Below are 19673 nucleotides of genomic sequence, written 5' to 3' on the forward strand. Positions count from 1 at the left end.
AATACAAACGAAACCACATTAATCTGACATTAACTACTTCGGCGCCAGCTCACGTAAGTGACGAGCGACCGCAATCCACGCACCGATATACCCCAACAATACCGCGCCAAGCAAGAGTGACAACCCATCGGCAACCGGCACGCCGGCCAGGGCAAAATCGCTGCCGTACAGGCCGGCAAGCCCGACCACCGCGTCGTTCAGCCAGTCGAGGCCAAAAGCCAGCACGCCCCAGGACAAAATCCCGGCACCAAAGCCATAAAGCGCGCCCATGTACAGAAAAGGACGACGCACATAGCTGTCCGTGCCGCCAACCAGTTTAATCACTTCTATCTCGGTGCGACGGTTTTCAATATGAAGACGAATGGTATTACCTATCACCAAAAGTAATGCAGACACCAACAGCACCGTCAGGCCGAACACAAAGCGGTCGCCCAGCTTGAGAATCGCGGCAAGACGCTCTACCCAGACTAGATCAAGTTGCGCCTGTTGTACCTTCGGCATCTCTGCGAGTTTTTGTCGCAGGGCCTCCAGCGCCGGCTTGTCGACTTCATTTGGTGTTACCAGCACCACGCCCGGCAGCGGGTTCTGCGGCAACTCTTTGAGCGCCTCACCCAGGCCGGATTGCTGCTGGAACTCCTCTAGCGCCTGGTCGCGACTGATGTACTCGGCGTCCGCCACACCCGGCAGGTTCTTGATGTCATCGCGCAAGTTCTCGCCGTCTTTGGCGCTCGCGTCGAGGTTCAGGTACAGCGAAATCTGCGCCGCACGCTGCCAGGAACCGCCCAAGCGCTCGACATTGTTGAGCAGCAGCGACAAACCCATCGGCAGGCTCAGCGCCACGGCCATCACCAGGCAGGTGAAAAAGCTGCCAATCGGTTGCTTGCCCAGGCGGCGCAGGCTGTCGAGCAGGCTGGCGCGATGGCTTTCGATCCAGGCGCGCAGCAGCGTGCCGAAGTCCGGACCGTCGTCCTCGTCGCGTTTTTTCTTCTGCGGCTGCGGGTCGGCGGCTTTAGGCGCCACACGCTCGGATACTTTAGGGCTGCGTGTTGCACTCATACGCCGGCCTCCCCATCACCAATCAGGCGGCCGCGTTGCAGGGTCAGCATGCGGTGGCGCATGCGCGCAATCAGCGCCAGGTCGTGACTGGCGATCAGCACGCTGGTGCCCAGGCGATTGATATCTTCGAATACGCCCATGATCTCGGCCGCCAGGCGCGGGTCGAGGTTACCGGTAGGTTCGTCCGCCAGCAGCAAGGCCGGGCGGTGAACAATCGCGCGGGCGATGCCGACGCGCTGTTGCTGGCCGGTGGACAAATCGCCCGGATACAGGTCGGTCTTGTCCGACAGCGCCACGCGCTCCAGGGCCGAGTCCACCCGCTTGACGATCTCGGCCTTGGACAGCCCGAGAATCTGCAACGGCAGCGCAATGTTGTTGAACACGGTGCGATCAAACAGCAGCTGGTGATTCTGGAACACCACGCCAATCTGACGGCGCAGGAACGGAATCTGTGCGTTGCTGATGGTGGCCAGATCCTGGCCCGCCAGCAGCAACTTGCCGGTGGTCGGGCGTTCCATGGCCAGCAGCAGCCGCAGCAGCGTACTTTTGCCCGCGCCCGAATGACCAGTTACAAACAAGAATTCGCCACGACGCACTCGAAAGCTCAGCTCATGCAAGCCCACATGCCCGTTGGCGTAGCGTTTACCGACCTGTTCGAATCGAATCATGAACGCTCCCGCTCGGCGAAAAGTGCCTGTACAAAGGGTTCGGCTTCAAAGGTGCGCAGGTCGTCGATGCCTTCACCGACGCCGATGTAACGAATCGGCAACCCGAACTGTTTGGCCAGGGCGAAGATGACGCCGCCCTTGGCCGTGCCGTCGAGCTTAGTCAATGCCAGGCCGGTGAGTTGCACCGTCTGGTTGAATTGTTTGGCCTGGCTGATGGCGTTCTGGCCGGTGCCGGCGTCAAGCACCAGCAACACTTCGTGCGGCGCGTCGGCGTCGAGCTTGCTGATGACGCGGCGGACCTTTTTCAACTCTTCCATCAAGTTGTCTTTGGTGTGCAGACGACCGGCGGTATCGGCAATCAATACGTCGATGTTACGGGCCTTGGCGGCTTGCACGGCGTCGAAGATGACGGACGCGGAGTCGGCGCCGGTGTGCTGGGCGATGACCGGAATCTTGTTGCGCTCACCCCACACCTGCAGCTGCTCCACGGCTGCGGCGCGGAAGGTGTCGCCGGCGGCGAGCATGACTTTCTTGCCTTCCGACTGCAGCTTCTTGGCCAGCTTGCCAATGGTGGTGGTTTTGCCGGCGCCGTTGACACCGACAACCAGGATCACGAACGGCTTGTTCGGCGTGATCACCAGCGGCGCTTCCACGGGTTTGAGCATCGCGGCCAGTTCAGCCTGCAGCGATTTGTAGAGCGCGTCGGCGTCGGTCAGTTGTTTGCGCGCAACCTTCTGCGTCAGGCTCTGGATGATCACCGCAGTGGCTTCGACGCCCACGTCGGCGGTCAGCAGACGGGTTTCGATGTCTTCCAGCAGCTCGTCATCGATGACCTTTTTGCCCAGAAACAGACTGGCCATGCCTTCGCCGATGCTGGCGCTGGTCTTGCTCAGACCTTGCTTAAGGCGGGCAAAGAAGCCGATTTTGCTGGTTTCAGCGGCAGCGGCGACCGGCTCCGGGGCAGCGGGCGGCTCGATCACGGCAGGCGCGGCAACGACGACAGGCGCTGGCGAGGGGTCAACAACTGCCGGCGCAGGCGTTTCGATGACAGGTGACGACTCAACCACAACGGCCACCGGCTCGACCGCGAGCGGAATCGGCGGCGTCACGTGCTCAGCCTGCACATCCTCGACCAGTGCCACAGGTTCTTCGGCAACCGGTAGCTCAAGCCACGGCTTGTGTTCAGGCTCAGGTTCCGGCACCTCCTCAACCACCGGCTGCAACACCGGCTCGGCCATCGGCAACACCACCGGTGCCGGGATTTCAGCAACCGGTTCGGCGTCAACTATAGGTTCGGGAATCGGCTCAGGCTGAACCCGTGGCTGTTCGACGACGGTTTCCTGCGGCTTTTTGCGCAGCCATCCGAACAGGCCTTTTTTCTCGCCAGCCGCAGCTGGGCTCTTCTTGTCGTCGTTGGAACCAAACATGGAGGACGGCTATCTCAAAGTAGCGATGCGCCAGGGCGCCTCGGTAAATAAATTCGATGCAGAACAGACTGCTTTAACGCTCGCTTGTTCATGCGCAACATTCTGCAAGGCGTAAATAAAGGCCTCAACAAATCGTTTCAATAAAGGACTGAAGCGACAAAATCGGCGAAAAGTGGAAGATCATCGGGGAAAACCACCCTCTATTCCAACATTTCTACGACTGGATCCGGGACAAGATGGCCGCCGCAGTGGCCGTCCCTAAATCGGATCAGTATCCTAGCACCTCCTCGCCCGCCGACGCTAAGACCAAGCGGGCAGCCCAACAGGTTTAAAAACGAATGAATGCTCTAGCCCGCCGCGCTGCAGGCCTGCTGCTCAGCACAGTTTGTCTGCCCCTTTCAGCCTTGGCTGCCGACCCACAACCCACCCACGAATTCACCCTGGATAACGGCCTCAAAGTGGTCGTGCGCGAAGATCATCGCGCGCCGGTAGTGGTTTCACAGGTTTGGTACAAGGTTGGTTCGAGCTATGAAACGCCCGGCCAGACCGGGTTGTCCCACGCCCTGGAACACATGATGTTCAAGGGCAGCGCCAAGGTCGGCCCCGGCGAAGCCTCGCTGATCCTGCGCGACCTGGGCGCCGAAGAAAATGCTTTCACCAGCGACGACTACACCGCCTACTACCAAGTGCTGGCCCGTGACCGCCTGGGCGTCGCGTTCGAGCTGGAAGCCGACCGCATGGCCAGCCTGCGCCTGCCGGCCGATGAGTTCAGCCGCGAGATCGAGGTGATCAAGGAAGAGCGCCGCCTGCGCACCGACGATAACCCGATGTCCAAGGCCTACGAGCGCTTCAAGGCCATGGCCTACCCGGCCAGCGGCTACCACACGCCGACCATCGGCTGGATGGCGGACCTGGAGCGCATGAAAGTCGAAGAGCTGCGTCACTGGTATCAATCCTGGTATGTGCCGAACAACGCCACGCTGGTGGTGGTCGGTGATGTGACCCCGGATGAGGTCAAGAACCTTGCCCAGCGTTATTTCGGCCCTATCCCCAAGCGTGACGTGCCACCCGCGAAAGTCCCGCTGGAACTCGCCGAACCCGGCGAACGCCTGCTGACGATGCACGTGCAGACCCAACTGCCGAGCGTGATCCTGGGCTTCAACGTGCCGGGCCTGGCCACCGCCGAAGACAAGCGCTCGGTACAAGCCCTGCGTCTGCTCTCGGCGCTGCTCGACGGCGGCTATAGCGCGCGTATCTCGGAGCAACTGGAGCGCGGTGAAGAGCTGGTATCTGCCGCCTCCACCAGCTACGACGCCTACACCCGGGGTGACAGCCTGTTCACCCTGACGGCCACGCCGAACCAGCAGAAGAAAAAGACCATTGCCCAAGCCGAAGCCGGCCTGTGGCGCCTGCTGGATGAGCTGAAAGCCAAGCCGCCGACCACCGAAGAACTGGAGCGTATTCGCGCTCAAGTGATTGCCGGCGTGGTCTATCAACGTGACTCCATCACCAGCCAGGCCACAGCTATCGGCTCCCTGGAAACCGTCGGCCTGTCCTGGAAACTGATGGACACCGAACTGGCCGACCTGCAAAGCGTGACGCCGGAAGATATCCAGAAAGCCGCACGCACTTATTTCACCCGCGAGCGTTTGAGCGTCGCCCATGTTTTGCCTGAGGAGACCGCTCATGAGTGATCGTAAAAGTAGCCGCCTGATCTTTCCTGGCCTGGTCGTCGTTACCCTGATCGCCGCCAGTGCCGTGTACTTCCTGCGCCCAAGCGAATCCGTCGCCAGCCAGGCCCTGGATAAAGCTGAATCGGCCAACAAATTGCAATCGCTGGCGGAACTGGACGGCAAGGCGCCGACCAACCGCAAGCTCGACGTGCAAACCTGGACCACCGCTGACGGCGCCAAGGTGCTGTTCGTCGAAGCCCACGAATTGCCGATGTTCGACATGCGCATCCTGTTCGCCGCCGGCAGCAGCCAGGACGGCGACACGCCCGGCCTGGCACTGTTGACCAATGCAATGCTCAACGAAGGCGTACCGGGCAAGGATGTCAGCCAGATCGCCAGCGGTTTTGAAGGCTTGGGCGCCGATTTCGGCAATGGTGCTTACCGCGACATGGCGCTGGTTTCGCTGCGCAGCCTGAGCGACAGCGACAAGCGCGACGCGGCCCTGGCCCTGTTCGACGACGTGATCGGCAAGCCGACCTTCCCTGCCGATTCCCTGGCGCGGATCAAAAACCAGATCCTTGCAGGCTTTGAATACCAGAAGCAGAATCCGGCCAAGCTGGCCAGCCTTGAGCTGTTCAAGCGCCTGTACGGTGACCATCCTTACGCCCACCCGAGCGAAGGTACGCCCGACAGCATTGCGAAGATTAACCTCGCGCAACTGCAGGCGTTCCACGCCAAGGCATATGCCGCGGGCAATGCGGTGATTGCAGTGGTCGGCGACCTGACCCGTGCCGAGGCCGAAGCCATGACGGCCAAGGTCTCCGCGTCGCTGCCTAAAGGCCCGGCCCTGGCGAAGATCGCCCAACCGACCGAACCGCAACCCGGCTTGAGCCATATCGAATTCCCGTCCAAGCAGACGCACCTGCTGTTCGCGCAATTGGGCATCGACCGCGCCGACCCGGACTACGCGGCCTTGTCGCTGGGCAACCAGATCCTGGGCGGCGGTGGTTTCGGCACCCGCTTGATGAGTGAAGTGCGTGAAAAACGCGGCCTGACCTACGGCGTGTACTCCGGCTTCTCGCCGATGCAGGCACGCGGCCCGTTCATGATCAACCTGCAGACCCGCGCCGAAATGAGCGGCGGCACCCTGCGCCTGGTCGAAGACGTGCTGGCCGACTACCTCAAGACCGGCCCGACGCAAAAGGAACTGGACGACGCCAAGCGTGAGCTGGCCGGCAGCTTCCCGCTGTCCACCGCGAGCAACGCCGATATCGTCGGACAGCTGGGCGCCATGGGTTTCTACAACCTGCCGCTGAGCTATCTTGAGGATTTCATGAAACAATCCCAGGCCCTGACCGTAGAGCAGGTCAAGGCTGCAATGAATAAACACTTGAGCGCCGACAAGATGGTCATCGTGACCGCCGGCCCGACGATTGCGCAAAAGCCACTACCGCCCCCCACTGATAAACCTGCCGAGCAGCCGCTCGGGGTTCCGGAGCATTAATGGCCAGTTCATCTCGCCCGAAAAAACCCGTCCACAACGTGCATAACGGTGTGGGCCAACTGCGCATCATTGGCGGTGAATGGGGCAGCCGCAAGCTGAGCTTCCCCGACGTCGTAGGCCTGCGCCCGACGCCGGATCGCGTGCGTGAAACCCTGTTCAACTGGCTTGCGCCGTACATCGGCGGCGCCAAAGTGCTGGACCCGTTCGCCGGCAGCGGCGCGCTGTTCCTGGAGGCGCTGTCCCGTGGCGCGGCCCAGGCCCAGGCGCTGGATGCCAGCAATGTGGCGGTGTCCAGCCTCAAGGAGCACCTGGGCACTTTGCGCTGCACCACCGGCCAGGTCCAAACCGCCGACGCGCTGCGCTACCTGGAAACCAAGGCGGCGACTGAATACGACGTGGTGTTTCTCGACCCGCCGTTCAATCAGAACCTGTTGCCGACCGTCTGTGCGCTGCTGGAAGAGCGTCAGTGGCTGGCGGCAGATGCGTGGATCTACACTGAAAGTGAAACCGCGCCGTCTACCCTCGGCCTGCCAGGCGCCTGGCGCCTGCACCGCGAGCAGAAGTCCGGCCGGGTGTATTACGCGTTGTGGCATCGTCTGGTAGAAAGCGGCGTCTGATGTGTGGCAAGCGGGGCTTGTTGCCCCGCGTTGGGCCGCGAAGCGGTCCCAAAAGAGTCACCGCGTTCACTCTGCCCGACCGCGGTGACTGAGCCAGGGCCGCTGCGCAGTCCAACGCAGGGCAGGCCTGCTCGCCACATGAAGCCTCGCTCGCCACAACAAGTCCGCTCGCTACAGAGATGTCCATGACCCCTTCCGTCGACCTGTTCAAACCCGCTTTCGGCCTCGGCAACCCGCACCTGCAAACGCTGTGGGGGCCGTTGTGGCGTCCTACCACGCATATCGAACGCCAACGCGAACGCTTGTGGCTGGACGACGGCGACTTCCTTGACCTTGACTGGCACGGCCCCCATGACGCGCAAGCGCCATTGGTGCTGGTGCTGCATGGGCTGACCGGCTCGTCCAATTCGCCCTACGTGGCCGGCTTGCAAAAAGTCCTCGCCGCTCAAGGCTGGGCGAGCGCCGCGTTGAACTGGCGCGGGTGTTCGGGTGAGCCCAACCTGCTGGCGCGCAGTTACCACTCGGGCGCCAGCGAAGACCTGGCAGCAGCGATTGCGCATCTGCGCGCCAAGCGACCGTTGGCGCCACTGTATGCCGTGGGTTATTCGCTGGGCGGCAACGTGCTGCTCAAGCACTTGGGTGAAACCGGCGAAGCCTCGGGACTGCATGGCGCGGCCGCGGTGTCGGTGCCGTTTCGCCTGGACCAGTGTGCGGATCGCATCGGGCTGGGGTTTTCGCGGGTGTATCAGAAGCACTTTATGCGCGAGATGCTGGCGTATATCCGCGTCAAGCAACGTCGTTTTTTACAGGATGGCCAAGCTGACGGGCTGAAAACCCTCGAGGCACTCGGCTCACTGGAGAAGATGCGTACGTTCTGGGACTTCGACGGGCGGGTGACCGCGCCGCTGCATGGCTTTCTCAGCGCCGAGGACTATTACCGCCGCGCGTCGAGTCGCTATTACCTGGGCGATATTCGCACGCCGACGCTGATTATCCAGGCGGCCGATGACCCATTCGTGTTCGCCCACAGCTTGCCCGAGGCCAGTGAACTGTCGGCTTGCACCGAGTTCGAGTTGTTGGCCAAAGGTGGGCATGTGGGGTTTGTTGATGGGTCGCTGAAGCGCCCCACTTATTACCTGGAGCGTCGCATTCCACAGTGGCTACTGGCTCAACACGGCTAAAAATGTGGGCGCTGGCTTGCCGGCGATGAGGTCGTGTCAGTTGGCTGATTAAACACTGACACACCGCTGTCGCAGGCAAGCCAGCTCCCACACGTGATCGGATTTCAGACTGGGAATTTAGTCGCCGGTAGCAACTTCCCGCGCCGGGTCGGTAATCCACTCGCTCCATGACCCCGCATACAGCTTGCCCAACGGGTAACCCGCCAAACTCAGCGCAAACAGGTTGTGACACGCCGTCACGCCAGAACCGCAATACGCCACCAACTCTTCCGGCGAGCGGCCCTTCAACTGCGCAGCGAAACGCTGCTTGAGCTGCTCAGCTGGCAGGAAGCGACCGTCACTGCCCAGGTTTTCGTTGAACGCCGCACATTGGGCGCCGGGAATGTGCCCGGCAATCGGGTCGATAGGCTCCACGTCGCCGCGAAAACGCGCTTGGGCGCGGGCATCGATCAAGGTCATGCCCGGTTCGCCCAAGCGTTTTTGCAGGTGCTCGGCGTCCAGCACGAGGTGATTGTCCGGGGTGCCGGCAAACGTCCCCGGCTCAACCACGGGCGCGTCCAGGCTCAGCGGGAAGCCGGCCGAGTGCCAGGCCTTGAGGCCTGCGTCCAGAATAAACACGCCGTCGCGTTTGCCCAGCCAGGCCAGCAGCCACCACGCGCGGGCGGCATAAGCGCCGGGGCCGTCGTCATACAGCACGATGTCCGTGTCGGCATTGATGCCCCAGGCCCGCAGTTGCGCGGCCAAGGTGTCCGCCGCCGGCAACGGATGACGCCCGGTCACGCCCTTTGTCACCGCACCGCTGAGGTGGCGCTCCAGGTCGGCATATTGCGCACCTTCGATATGCCCTTCGGCGTAGCTGCAAAGCCCGTAGTCCGGGTCTTCCAGGGCGAAGCGGCAATCCAGGATCACCAGCCCGGCCGCCTTCTGGCGCTCGGCGAGTTGCTGGGGGCTGATCAGTTGGGCAAGCGGCATGACGGACTCCTGTGAACAGATTCGGGAAAGGTCCTACTTCACTTCTTCCAGTGCCTGGTTCAACGGCACGTAAAACTCTTTGAACAAGGCGTCTACCGCCTCTTTGGCCTGGGGCGTGACAAACCCCGCCTCCAGCACCAGCACCTGGTACACCCCACGCTTGATCGCCTCGGCGCTCAAGTGGGCGGAATTTTCATTGGTGGTGCACAGAAATCGCACCCACGAGGTGAGGATGATCCAGGCATTGAGGGTCAGCGCCTCGGTTTGCACCGGGTCCATATTGAGGATGCCGGCATCGACAAACCCTTGATAGATGGCGCCGCCCTGGATCAGGCAACGCTGGGAAAAGCGCCGGTAGCCGGTGGCCAGCTCCGGGTCGCTTTCCAGCAGGTGTTCCAGGTCGCGGTGCAGGAAGCGGTAGCGCCACATGCCAGCCAGCACGGCCTGCAGGTAAAAACGCTTGTCTTCGACGGTGACGGCGCGGCCCTGGGGCGGGCGCAGGAAACTGTCCACTAGGACTTCGTATTCGCGAAACAGCACGGCGATGATCGCCTGCTTGTTGGGGAAGTGGTAGTACAGGTTGCCCGGGGAAATTTCCATGTGGGCGGCAATGTGATTAGTGCTGACGCTGCGCTCGCCCTGCTGGTTAAAAAGCTCCAGGCTGGTTTGCACGATGCGCTCGCTGGTCTTTACTCGTGGTGCCATAGGGGATCAGCTTCTGAACACGTGATGGGGCATCTTACGGCCTATCCTTGTCTGGATAAATCCGCATGTTGCTGCAATGACATTTGACAATTTAGAGCAATGACTCTAAAAATCCAGGCAGACCTATAACAATCGGGAACTGCGCCATGTCTGCCAACGTTGCCTACCTGCAAGATTCCCAGACACTGGATCAGCTCCAGGACCTGTTCGACGCCCAGCGCCGTGCCTATGCCGCCAACCCGATGCCACCGGCGGCGCAGCGCCAACAATGGCTCAAGGCATTGCGCGATGTACTCAGCGACGAACGCCAGGCCCTGATCGACGCGATCAGCCAGGACTTCAGCCACCGCAGCGCAGACGAAACCCTGTTCGCCGAATTGATGCCGAGCCTGCATGGCATTCACTACGCCAGCAAACACCTCAAAGGCTGGATGAAACCTTCCCGCCGCGCTGTAGGCATCGCCTTCCAACCGGCATCTGCCAAGGTCATCTATCAACCACTGGGCGTGGTCGGCGTGATCGTGCCGTGGAACTACCCGTTGTATTTGGCCATCGGCCCATTGGTCGGCGCGTTGGCGGCCGGTAACCGAGTGATGCTCAAGCTCAGCGAATCCACGCCCGCTACGGGTGAACTGCTCAAGGCGCTGCTGGCGAAAATTTTCCCCGAAGACCTGGTGTGCGTGGTGCTGGGCGAAGCCGAAGTGGGCATGGCGTTTTCCAAATTGCGCTTCGATCACCTGCTGTTCACCGGCGCCACCAGCATCGGCAAGCACGTGATGCGCGCGGCGGCTGAACACCTGACGCCGGTGACGCTGGAGCTGGGCGGCAAGTCGCCAGCAATAGTCTCCGCCGATGTGCCGCTCAAGGACGCCGCCGAGCGCATCGCCTTCGGCAAATGCCTGAATGCCGGGCAAACCTGCGTGGCGCCGGACTACGTGCTGGTGCCCGAAGACCGTGTCGAGGGGTTCGTCGAGGCATACAGCAAGGCAGTTCGCGGGTTTTACCCAACCCTGACCGACAACCCGGACTACACCGCCATCATCAATGATCGGCAACAGGCCAGGCTGAATGCCTACGTCAAAGACGCCACCGACAAAGGCGCCACTCTGATCGCCTTGTACGACCAAGGCCAGGCACGGCGTATGTCCCACAGCCTGTTGCTGAATGTCAGCGATGAAATGACCGTGATGCAGGACGAAATCTTCGGCCCGGTGCTGCCGATCGTGCCGTATCGCGGCATCGACCAGGCGTTTGCCTACATCAACCAACGCCCTCGCCCGTTGGCCCTGTATTACTTCGGCTACAACAAGGGCGAGCAGAACCGCGTACTGCATGAAACCCACTCCGGCGGCGTGTGCCTGAACGACACCCTGCTGCATGTGGCCCAGGACGACATGCCCTTCGGCGGTATCGGACCTTCCGGCATGGGCCACTACCACGGCCACGAAGGGTTCCTTACGTTCAGCAAGGCCAAGGGCGTGCTGGTGAAGCAGCGCCTCAACGCGGCGAAATTGATCTACCCGCCCTATGGCAAGTCGATTCAGAAGTTGATTCAGAAGTTGTTTATTCGCTGATTCCGCCACTCTCGGGACAACAATGACAATGAACCCTAGCCTGACTGAAACACCTGCGCTGTCGCGGCGCGGCGTCTTGAAAATTGGCCTGTGTGCCAGCGCGTTCCTGGCCACTGCCGGGCTGGGCGCCAGCCTCAGCGGGTGTTCCAGCAGCACCCCGGCCAGCGGCTTTGCCATGCTGCGCAGCAGCGACTTGCCGTTCTTGCGCGCGGTGATCCCGGTGCTGCTCGAAGGCGCGGCCAGCGCCCAGGACGTGGTCGCCGGGATTGAAGACACGCTGAAAAAACTCGACTACAGCCTGCAGCACCTGTCGCCGGAGATGTTCAAGCTTACCCAGCAACTGTTCGACGTGCTGGGCATGGGCATCACTCGCGGCCCGCTGACGGGGATCTGGGGCAGTTGGGAAAATGCCAGCGGTGAACAGATCCGCAACTTCCTGCGTCGCTGGGAAAACAGCTACCTGAACCTGCTGCGCATGGGCCAGGGCTCACTGCTCAAGCTGGTGATCATGGCGTGGTACTTCCGCCCGCAATCCTGGGCCCATTGCGGCTACCCCGGCCCGCCGAAGATCTAGACCTGACAACCCGATTAGAAAATGTGGGAGCTGGCTGGCCGGCGATGGCGGTGTATCCGCGGTGAATTGATCGGCAGGCAAACCGCTATCGCCGGCAAGCCAGCTCCCACACTGGTCGCAACTTCGTACAGAAAAATAAGAGTGCACACCTATGCCCGTACCCGATCTGTTCCGCGACGGCCTGGCCCGCGGCTGGAAAACCCACAATGGCGCCGCACTCGACAGCGACCTGACGCTGGAAGCCGATGTGGTGATCATCGGCAGTGGTGCCGGCGGTGGCACCACCGCCGAAATCCTCAGCGCCGCGGGCTACAAGGTGCTGCTGATCGAAGAGGGCCCGCTCAAGACCAGCAGCGACTTCAAGCTGCTCGAAGACGAGGCCTACGCCAGCCTGTACCAGGAAGGCATTGGCCGCATGACCAAGGACGGCGCGATCACCATCCTGCAGGGCCGGGCGGTGGGCGGCACCACATTGATCAACTGGACGTCGAGTTTTCGCACGCCCGACGCCACGCTTTCCCACTGGGCCAGTGAGTACGCGGTGAAAGGCCACAGCAGCGCCGAGATGGCGCCGTGGTTCGAAAAAATGGAACAGCGCCTGGGCATCGCGCCATGGGCGATTCCACCGAATGCCAATAACGATGTGATCCGCAAAGGCTGCGAAAAGCTCGGTTACAGCTGGCACGTCATCCCGCGCAACGTGCGCGGGTGCTTCAACCTGGGCTATTGCGGCATGGGCTGCCCGGTCAACGCCAAGCAATCGATGCTGGTGACCACCATCCCGTCCACGCTGGAGAACGGCGGCGAGCTGCTGTACCTGGCCCGCGCCGAACGCTTGAACTACAGCGGCGACACCATCAGCAGCCTGGAATGCGTGGCCATGGACGCGCGCTGCGTCGCGCCCACGGGTCGCAAGATAACGGTCAAGGCCAGGCATTACGTGCTGTCGGGCGGCGGCATCAACAGCCCGGCGCTGCTGATGCGTTCGGACGCGCCCGACCCGCACTCGCGCGTGGGCAAGCGCACGTTTCTGCACCTGGTGAATTTCTCTGCCGCGCAGTTCGACGAGGTGATCAACCCGTTCTACGGCGCGCCGCAGTCAATTTATTCCGATCATTTTCAGTGGGTGGACGGCACCACCGGCAAAATGTCCTACAAGCTGGAGGCACCGCCCTTGCACCCCGGGTTGGCCAGCACGCTATTCGGCGGTTACGGCACCGGCAACGCGCTGGATATGAGCCAGTTGCCGCATACCCACGCCATGCTTGCCCTTTTACGTGATGGTTTTCATCCCGACAGCCCTGGCGGCACGGTGGAATTACGCGGCGACGGTACGCCGGTTCTCGATTACCCAGTATCGCCCTACGCCTGGGACGGCCTGCGCCGAGCCTTCCACAGCATGGCCGAGATCCAGTTCGCGGCGGGCGCCAAGTCGGTCAAGCCGTTGCACCACGACGCGCGTTACGTCAGCACCCTGGCCGAGGCACGCAGCCTGATCGACGGCCTGAGCCTGGAACTGCATCGGACCACCCTGGGCAGCGCCCACGTGATGGGCGGTTGCGCCATGGGCGAAGACCCGAAAAACGCAGTGGTTGACAGCCTCGGTCGCCATCACCAGTTGCGCAACCTGTCGATCCACGACGGCTCGTTATTCCCCACCAGCATTGGGGCTAACCCGCAATTGTCGGTGTATGGATTAACCGCGCAACTGGCGACAGCGTTGGCCGAACGTCTGAAAACAGCGTGAAAAAACAGGTTATTCGCGGTGTCTATAGTGCTTTCTTCTGCATAAGTTGACTTGGCCGACCGGGATGGCTGCGATACCATCCGGTTCCCCAACGGACTCCGCCAGGACGACGCGATGAACCGAGTGTTGTACCCAGGTACCTTCGACCCGATTACCAAAGGCCATGGCGATCTGGTCGAACGCGCCTCTCGCCTGTTCGACCATGTGATCATCGCGGTCGCTGCCAGCCCCAAGAAAAACCCGCTGTTTCCCCTGGAACAGCGCGTGGAACTGGCGCGTGAGGTCACCAAACACCTGCCTAACGTGGAAGTGGTGGGTTTTTCGACGCTGCTGGCACACTTCGCTAAGGAGCAGAACGCCAATGTGTTCCTGCGTGGCCTGCGCGCGGTGTCCGACTTCGAGTACGAATTCCAGTTGGCCAACATGAACCGCCAACTGGCGCCGGACGTGGAAAGCCTGTTCCTCACGCCGTCGGAGCGTTATTCGTTCATTTCCTCGACGTTGGTCCGTGAAATCGCCGCTTTGGGCGGAGATATCACCAAGTTCGTGCACCCGGCTGTGGCGGATGCGCTGACACTGCGCTTCAAGCAGTAATTTTCTGATGAGCGGGCTTGCCTGTGCCAAGCCTGACTTGTCGATGCTGAACCTGATTTGCCTGCACTGAGCAGGCTTATTGTGGCAGCGGACTTGCTGTGGCGAGCGGGCTTGCCCCGCGTTGGGCTGCGAAGCAGCCCCAATGAAGCCACCGCGTAGTTCCAGCCAAAACACCGCCGCCTGTTTTTAGCGCCGCTTCGCAGCCCAAACCGGGGCAAGCCCGCTCCCCACAACAAGCCCAACGATCGCCACAGCTCGCACTGCGGGCGCCAATGCGGCACAATTGCGCGCATTCGTTTTCAGATGCCCTGGCTGACAGCCCTGGCAGGAGTTTCCATGTCCCTGATCATCACCGACGATTGCATCAACTGCGACGTCTGCGAACCTGAGTGCCCGAACGCTGCGATTTCCCAGGGTGAAGAGATCTACGTGATCGACCCCAACCTGTGCACCCAATGCGTCGGCCACTACGACGAGCCTCAGTGCCAGCAAGTGTGCCCGGTGGATTGCATTCCGCTGGACGAGGCACACCCTGAGACTGAAGAACAGTTGATGGAGAAATATCGGTTGATTACCGGTAAGGCCTGAGGTTCTTCAGTGCCTGCAAGGGCCTCTTTGCGAGCACGCCCGCTCCCACCGTTGACCAAGTACTCACATCAAAATGCGGTCGAATGTGGGAGCGGGCTTGCCTGCGATGGCGACATCAGCCCTCACACAACACTCAGCTCTGGCACTTAGGGCAAAACACACTCGCCCGCTGCCCCAACACCACATTGCGCAATTCGCTGCCGCAGACCTTGCACGCCTCGCCGCCCCGGCCATAGACGAACAGTTCCTGCTGAAAATACCCCGGCTGCCCGTCACCGCCGATGAAGTCCCGCAATGTGGTGCCGCCACGCTCGATGGCGGCGGCCAGCACACGCTTGATCTCAATCGCCAGCTTCAAATAACGCCCGCGAGAAATGCCACCGGCAGCCCTGCGCGGGTCAATCCCGGCGGCAAACAGCGCTTCGGTCGCATAGATATTGCCCACGCCCACCACCACCGCGTTGTCCATGATGAACGGCTTCACCGCCATCGACTTGCCGCGGGACAGCTGGAACAGCCGCTCGCCGTCAAACAGGTCAGTCAACGGCTCCGGCCCCAGGCGAATCAGCAATTCGTGGTTGTGCGGGTCCTGGCTCCAGAGCATCGCGCCGAAGCGCCGCGGGTCGGTGTAGCGCAGCGCCATTCCCGACTCCAGCTCGATGTCCACATGCTCATGCTTGAGCGCGGGTGAACCGGCTTCCACCAGCCGCAGGTTGCCCGACATGCCCAAGTGGCTGATCAAGGTGCCCACTTCGGCATTGATCAACAGGTACTTGGCCCGCCGCTCCACCAGCACGATGCGCTGCCCGGACAGGCGCACATCCAGGTCTTCCGGGATCGGCCAGCGCAAGCGCCGCTCACGCACCACCACACGGCTGACGCGTTGGCCTTCCAGGTGCGGCGCAATCCCGCGCCGGGTGGTTTCGACTTCTGGTAACTCGGGCATGTGTACCTCGTGAAAAAAGGGTCAGTGCGCGCCCAGTTCGCGGATCGACAACTTCATGCTCTCGAAGTCGTAGTCCGACAGGCCCATGTAATCCAGCACCAGATGGCCGATGCCATTCCATTCATGGTCCACGGCCTGGTTACCCAGTACGCGATAGGACGAACAGATGTGCTCAGCCATTTTCAGGATGGCCAGCAGGTTTTTAAGTTGCGGCGTGCGCGAGGACTCATCGCTGAAAATCGCCAACGCGTTGTGGTGGTTGGCAATCGCGTCGGTCACATGCTCCGGCAGACGCCAGGATTTGGCGGTGTAGTAGCCGACCACGGCATGGTTGGTGTTGAACGCGTTGTTCTCGGTGTCGACCACGCGGCAATCAGGCCCGGCATTGGCGTAGGCCTGCTCCAGCACCGTCATGTAATTGGGGAACCGCTTGAGCATCAACGGCACGCCGCAATCGTGGAACAGCCCCAGGGCATAAGCCTCGTCCACCGCCTGCGAGCCGGTGCGCTTGGCCAGGGTCAGGCAGGTCATGGCCACATCCTGGGCGGTGTCCCAGAAGCGGTTGAGGGTGACAATGGTGTCGTCGCTCATCTCGCCTTTGATCGACTGCGCGTTGATCAAGTTGATGATCGAACGGCTGCCCAGCAGATTCACCGCGCGCTGGATCGAGGCAATCTTGTTGCTCAGGCCGTAATACGGCGAGTTGACGATCTTCAGCAATGCGCCGGACAGGCCAGGGTCCTGGGAGATCAACCGCGCGATCACTTCCAGGTCCGGGTCGGGCATGTACTGCTCCATCTGCAAATCCACCATGATTTGCGGTTGAGGCGGCACGCTGATGCCTTGCAGGGCCTGTTGGATCTGCTCGGCGGAAAGCTCTTGGGACATAAGTACACACTCTGGGCTAGGCGGGGATTCTAACCCTTATGAAGACTTGACCGACACCCAAATGCCGAACTGAAACCGGATCAAATGTGGGAGCGGGCTTGCTCGCGAAAGCCCGGTTTCAGTCACCCAATACAGTGGCTGATCCACTGCTTTCGCGAGCAAGCCCGCTCCCACATATCCGGCGGCGCCGCGAATTCATGCACAACACGGTATACTCCCGCTCTTTTTTCCGGAGCGACGTCATGTCCCTGCCAAGCCTGCGTCTCAAAGCCAACGCCGATCGTCGTTTGCGCAACGGCCACCTGTGGGTCTACAGCAACGAAATCGACGTGGCCGCCACCCCACTTCACGGCTTCCAGGCAGGCGACCAGGCTATCCTGGAAGCGGCCGGCGGCAAGACCCTGGGCATCGTGGCCATGAGCCCGAACAACCTGATCTGCGCACGCCTGCTGTCGCGCGACATCAAGTTGCCATTGGACAAGTCGCTGCTGGTGCACCGCATCAACGTCGCGCTGTCGCTGCGTGACCGTCTGTTCGACAAGCCGTTCTACCGCCTGGTGTATGGCGACTCCGACTTGTTGCCAGGCCTGGTGGTCGACCGTTTCGGCGACATTCTGGTCGTCCAGATCGCTTCGGCGACCATGGAAGCCCACAAAGAAGACGTGATCGCCGCCCTGACCCAAGTGCTCAAGCCAAGCGGCATCCTGTTCAAGAACGACTCCGCCGCGCGCGACGCCGAAGGCCTCAACCGCTACGTTGAAACCGTGTTCGGCCTGGTGCCGGAATGGGTCGCGCTGGAAGAGAACGGCGTGAAATTCGAAGCCCCGGTAATCCAGGGCCAGAAGACCGGCTGGTTCTACGACCACCGCATGAACCGCGCCCGCCTGGCCCCGTATGCCAAAGGCAAACGCGTGCTGGACCTGTACAGCTACATCGGCGGCTGGGGCGTGCAAGCTGCAGCCTTCGGCGCCAGTGAAGTGTTCTGCGTCGACGCTTCGGCCTTCGCCCTCGACGGTGTTGAGCGCAACGCGGCACTGAACGGCGTTGCCGAGAAGATGACCTGCATCGAAGGCGACGTGTTCGAAGCCCTCAAAGAGCTGAAAGCCAGCGAAGAGCGTTTCGACGTGATCGTGGCCGACCCGCCTGCCTTCATCAAGCGCAAGAAAGACATGAAGAACGGCGAAGGCGCCTACCGCCGCCTGAACGAGCAAGCCATGCGCCTGCTCAGCAAGGACGGCATCCTGGTCAGCGCGTCGTGCTCAATGCACCTGCCGGAAGACGACCTGCAAAACATCCTGCTGACCAGCGCCCGTCACCTGGACCGCAATATCCAGATGCTCGAACGCGGCGGCCAGGGCCCGGATCACCCGGTGCACCCGGCGATTGCCGAGACTCGGTATATCAAGAGCATTACGTGCCGGTTGTTGCCGAATAGCTAAGCAACATCGCGGACCAAATGTGGGAGCTGGCTTGCCTGCGATAGCATCACCGCAGGGTATCTGACATACCGAGGTGCTTGCATCGCGGGCAAGCCCGGCTCCCACACAAGTCCATATAGCTTCCCGCAACGGTTTTGATTGAATTCCATTTTTCGCAGACTAGTATCGGTTTCTGGTTTTACTCCGGAAAATAACAACAATGTCTGATTCCTCTTATTCGCCGCCCCACGGCGACGTAAAACGCCAACATCTCTCGCGCTTCATCCTCATCACCTGCATTTCGCTGATCAGCTTTTTCCCGATCAATATCCTGCTGCCCTCATTCCCGGCCCTCGCCGCCCGATTCGACATGCCCAGCGCAGATGTCGCGCTATCCATCAGCCTGTTCACGCTGGTTTTTTCGATTTCCCAACTGGTCGCCGGCCCGCTGTCGGATAAATGGGGCCGCAAGGAAGTCTTGCTCGGTTGCATCACGCTGTCGATCCTGGGTGCGATCGGTTGCGCATTATCGACGGACTACCTGAGCTTCCTGCTGTTTCGCTCGGTCCAGGCCATGGGTTGCGGCTTCTTCGTACTGGGCCACGCGTTAGTGGAAGACCTGTTCGAAGAACAGGATAGAGCCCGTGTGCGCCTCTACTACATGACCCTGAGCGGCTCGTTCGTCGCTTTGTCACCGCTGATCGGCTCCTGGTTGCAAACCACCTTCGACTGGCAAGGTAGTTTCTATGGATTCGCACTGATGGCATTGGGCATGTTGATCCATGCGTTCTGCATACTGCCCTCCAAGTCCGCCAGCCCGCACCGCACGTCGGTGTCGATCATCGGCACGCTGAAAGATGTCGCGACCAATCGCGACTTCCTGCGTTACTGGTGGATCGCCGCGTTGGTGTTCGCCTGCTACTTCGCCTTGATCAGCGTGACACCGTTGATTTTCATGGACTCGTTGAAACTCTCCGAATACCAGTACGCACTGGTACTCATGGTGTATGGCGTGGCCTATCTGCTCGGTGGCTTGGCGGCGTCGTATCTTCAAAAACGCATTTCGCTGTCCCGGCAAATCAACATCGGCCTTGGATTGCTGCTTATCGCAGGCGTGCTTCTGATGCTGATCGTCGGTCTTGGGGCTATCACCACCATCACCCTGCTGATCCCGATGCTGATCAGCGCCCTGGCCGTAACTCTGGTTCGCCCCGCCGCGATTTCCGCCGCCATGTTGCTGTTCTCCAGCAGCGCCGGCACCGCCGCCTCGGCCGGCAACAGCATCATGTTCATCACCGCTGCCGTCAGCAGCGCCGCCCTCGCCCAAGCCGGGGCCAACCTGCTGATGACCATCGCCATCAGCTTCATCGTGTTCAGCGTTTGGGGCGTGGTGACGAACGCGCGGGTCGGCCGCTGACCATGAAACTTGCATACCCACACGTCTCGTAAGCGCTATCTACACGCTGGCGGCCATTCCCTCCGGCCGCCAGCGGTGTAGAATCGACCCTATTCATCGCCAGTCATCCCCCGGCGGGTTTATG

The 19673-nt window shown here is 61.3% G+C and carries 18 protein-coding genes; 11 read left to right on the plus strand and 7 right to left on the minus strand.

All coding sequences use genetic code 11. From position 1 onward, the window contains the following. Window positions 1-33: 33 nt before the first annotated feature. The 3 genes from ftsX to ftsY are packed head-to-tail and all read right to left on the minus strand — an operon-like array spanning window position 34 to window position 3151. Window positions 34-1056 (minus strand): permease-like cell division protein FtsX, encoded by a 1023-nt coding sequence (ftsX, locus tag AACW30_RS00950; protein ID WP_106575690.1) that lies wholly within the window; start codon window positions 1054-1056, stop codon window positions 34-36. After that, the gene (gene ftsE / locus AACW30_RS00955) at window positions 1053-1724 is read right to left on the minus strand and encodes a cell division ATP-binding protein FtsE (protein ID WP_003213784.1); all 672 of its coding nucleotides are present in this window, start codon (window positions 1722-1724) and stop codon (window positions 1053-1055) included. Before ftsE ends, ftsX begins: the two co-directional genes overlap by 4 nt. Then, window positions 1721-3151, minus strand: a complete 1431-nt coding sequence (gene ftsY / locus AACW30_RS00960) for a signal recognition particle-docking protein FtsY (protein ID WP_200622221.1) — start codon at window positions 3149-3151, stop codon at window positions 1721-1723. Before ftsY ends, ftsE begins: the two co-directional genes overlap by 4 nt. A 338-nt stretch (window positions 3152-3489) precedes the next feature. On the opposite strand from ftsY, the gene AACW30_RS00965 reads away from it, so the two are divergent. The 4 genes from AACW30_RS00965 (at window position 3490) to AACW30_RS00980 (ending at window position 8126) form a co-directional block, all read left to right on the plus strand. Continuing rightward, the gene (locus AACW30_RS00965) at window positions 3490-4845 is read left to right on the plus strand and encodes a M16 family metallopeptidase (protein ID WP_200622223.1); all 1356 of its coding nucleotides are present in this window, start codon (window positions 3490-3492) and stop codon (window positions 4843-4845) included. Further along, window positions 4838-6328, plus strand: a complete 1491-nt coding sequence (locus AACW30_RS00970) for a M16 family metallopeptidase (RefSeq protein WP_200622226.1) — start codon at window positions 4838-4840, stop codon at window positions 6326-6328. The genes AACW30_RS00965 and AACW30_RS00970 overlap by 8 nt, the downstream gene beginning before the upstream one ends. Next, window positions 6328-6945 carry a 16S rRNA (guanine(966)-N(2))-methyltransferase RsmD gene (gene rsmD / locus AACW30_RS00975; RefSeq protein ID WP_200622237.1) on the plus strand — a complete coding sequence of 206 codons (618 nt, stop codon included), beginning with the start codon at window positions 6328-6330 and terminating at the stop codon, window positions 6943-6945. Before AACW30_RS00970 ends, rsmD begins: the two co-directional genes overlap by 1 nt. 185 nt (window positions 6946-7130) lie before the next feature. Then, window positions 7131-8126: a hydrolase gene (locus AACW30_RS00980; RefSeq protein ID WP_119737431.1), complete on the plus strand. Its 996-nt coding sequence runs from the start codon at window positions 7131-7133 to the stop codon at window positions 8124-8126. A 117-nt stretch (window positions 8127-8243) separates the two neighbouring features. Here the strand turns inward: AACW30_RS00980 and AACW30_RS00985 are convergent, their stop codons facing one another. Together AACW30_RS00985 and AACW30_RS00990 are read right to left on the minus strand one after the other, a co-directional pair. Further along, a complete protein-coding gene (locus AACW30_RS00985) occupies window positions 8244-9098 on the minus strand; it encodes a sulfurtransferase (RefSeq protein ID WP_124418670.1) in 855 nt (284 codons plus the stop codon). A 33-nt stretch (window positions 9099-9131) separates the two neighbouring features. Next, window positions 9132-9803, minus strand: a complete 672-nt coding sequence (locus tag AACW30_RS00990) for a TetR/AcrR family transcriptional regulator (protein ID WP_106575697.1) — start codon at window positions 9801-9803, stop codon at window positions 9132-9134. A gap of 146 nt (window positions 9804-9949) precedes the next feature. On the opposite strand from AACW30_RS00990, the gene AACW30_RS00995 reads away from it, so the two are divergent. The 5 genes from AACW30_RS00995 (at window position 9950) to AACW30_RS01015 (ending at window position 14880) form a co-directional block, all read left to right on the plus strand. After that, window positions 9950-11377, plus strand: a complete 1428-nt coding sequence (locus tag AACW30_RS00995; protein ID WP_200622239.1) for a coniferyl aldehyde dehydrogenase — start codon at window positions 9950-9952, stop codon at window positions 11375-11377. A 28-nt stretch (window positions 11378-11405) separates the two neighbouring features. After that, window positions 11406-11951: a twin-arginine translocation pathway signal protein gene (locus AACW30_RS01000; RefSeq protein ID WP_200622241.1), complete on the plus strand. Its 546-nt coding sequence runs from the start codon at window positions 11406-11408 to the stop codon at window positions 11949-11951. 151 nt (window positions 11952-12102) lie between these two features. Continuing rightward, the gene (locus AACW30_RS01005) at window positions 12103-13698 is read left to right on the plus strand and encodes a GMC family oxidoreductase (protein ID WP_200622243.1); all 1596 of its coding nucleotides are present in this window, start codon (window positions 12103-12105) and stop codon (window positions 13696-13698) included. A 114-nt stretch (window positions 13699-13812) separates the two neighbouring features. After that, the gene (gene coaD / locus AACW30_RS01010; RefSeq protein ID WP_200622245.1) at window positions 13813-14292 is read left to right on the plus strand and encodes a pantetheine-phosphate adenylyltransferase; all 480 of its coding nucleotides are present in this window, start codon (window positions 13813-13815) and stop codon (window positions 14290-14292) included. Between the two features lie 336 nt (window positions 14293-14628). Beyond that, window positions 14629-14880 carry a YfhL family 4Fe-4S dicluster ferredoxin gene (locus tag AACW30_RS01015; protein WP_003213796.1) on the plus strand — a complete coding sequence of 84 codons (252 nt, stop codon included), beginning with the start codon at window positions 14629-14631 and terminating at the stop codon, window positions 14878-14880. 133 nt (window positions 14881-15013) lie between these two features. On the opposite strand, the gene mutM is transcribed toward AACW30_RS01015, so the two are convergent. Further along, window positions 15014-15826 (minus strand): bifunctional DNA-formamidopyrimidine glycosylase/DNA-(apurinic or apyrimidinic site) lyase, encoded by an 813-nt coding sequence (mutM, locus tag AACW30_RS01020; RefSeq protein WP_106575702.1) that lies wholly within the window; start codon window positions 15824-15826, stop codon window positions 15014-15016. Between the two features lie 21 nt (window positions 15827-15847). Continuing rightward, a complete protein-coding gene (locus tag AACW30_RS01025) occupies window positions 15848-16660 on the minus strand; it encodes an HDOD domain-containing protein (RefSeq protein WP_200622641.1) in 813 nt (270 codons plus the stop codon). Between the two features lie 296 nt (window positions 16661-16956). Between AACW30_RS01025 and AACW30_RS01030 the strand changes: the two genes are divergently transcribed. Together AACW30_RS01030 and AACW30_RS01035 are read left to right on the plus strand one after the other, a co-directional pair. Next, a complete protein-coding gene (locus tag AACW30_RS01030; RefSeq protein ID WP_003213799.1) occupies window positions 16957-18153 on the plus strand; it encodes a class I SAM-dependent rRNA methyltransferase in 1197 nt (398 codons plus the stop codon). Window positions 18154-18352: 199 nt separating this feature from the next. After that, a complete protein-coding gene (locus tag AACW30_RS01035; protein ID WP_200622247.1) occupies window positions 18353-19549 on the plus strand; it encodes an MFS transporter in 1197 nt (398 codons plus the stop codon). The last annotated feature ends 124 nt before the right edge of the window (window positions 19550-19673 follow it).

The sequence above is a fragment of the Pseudomonas sp. MF6747 genome (assembly GCF_963890955.1).
Taxonomy (GTDB): Bacteria; Pseudomonadota; Gammaproteobacteria; order Pseudomonadales; family Pseudomonadaceae; genus Aquipseudomonas.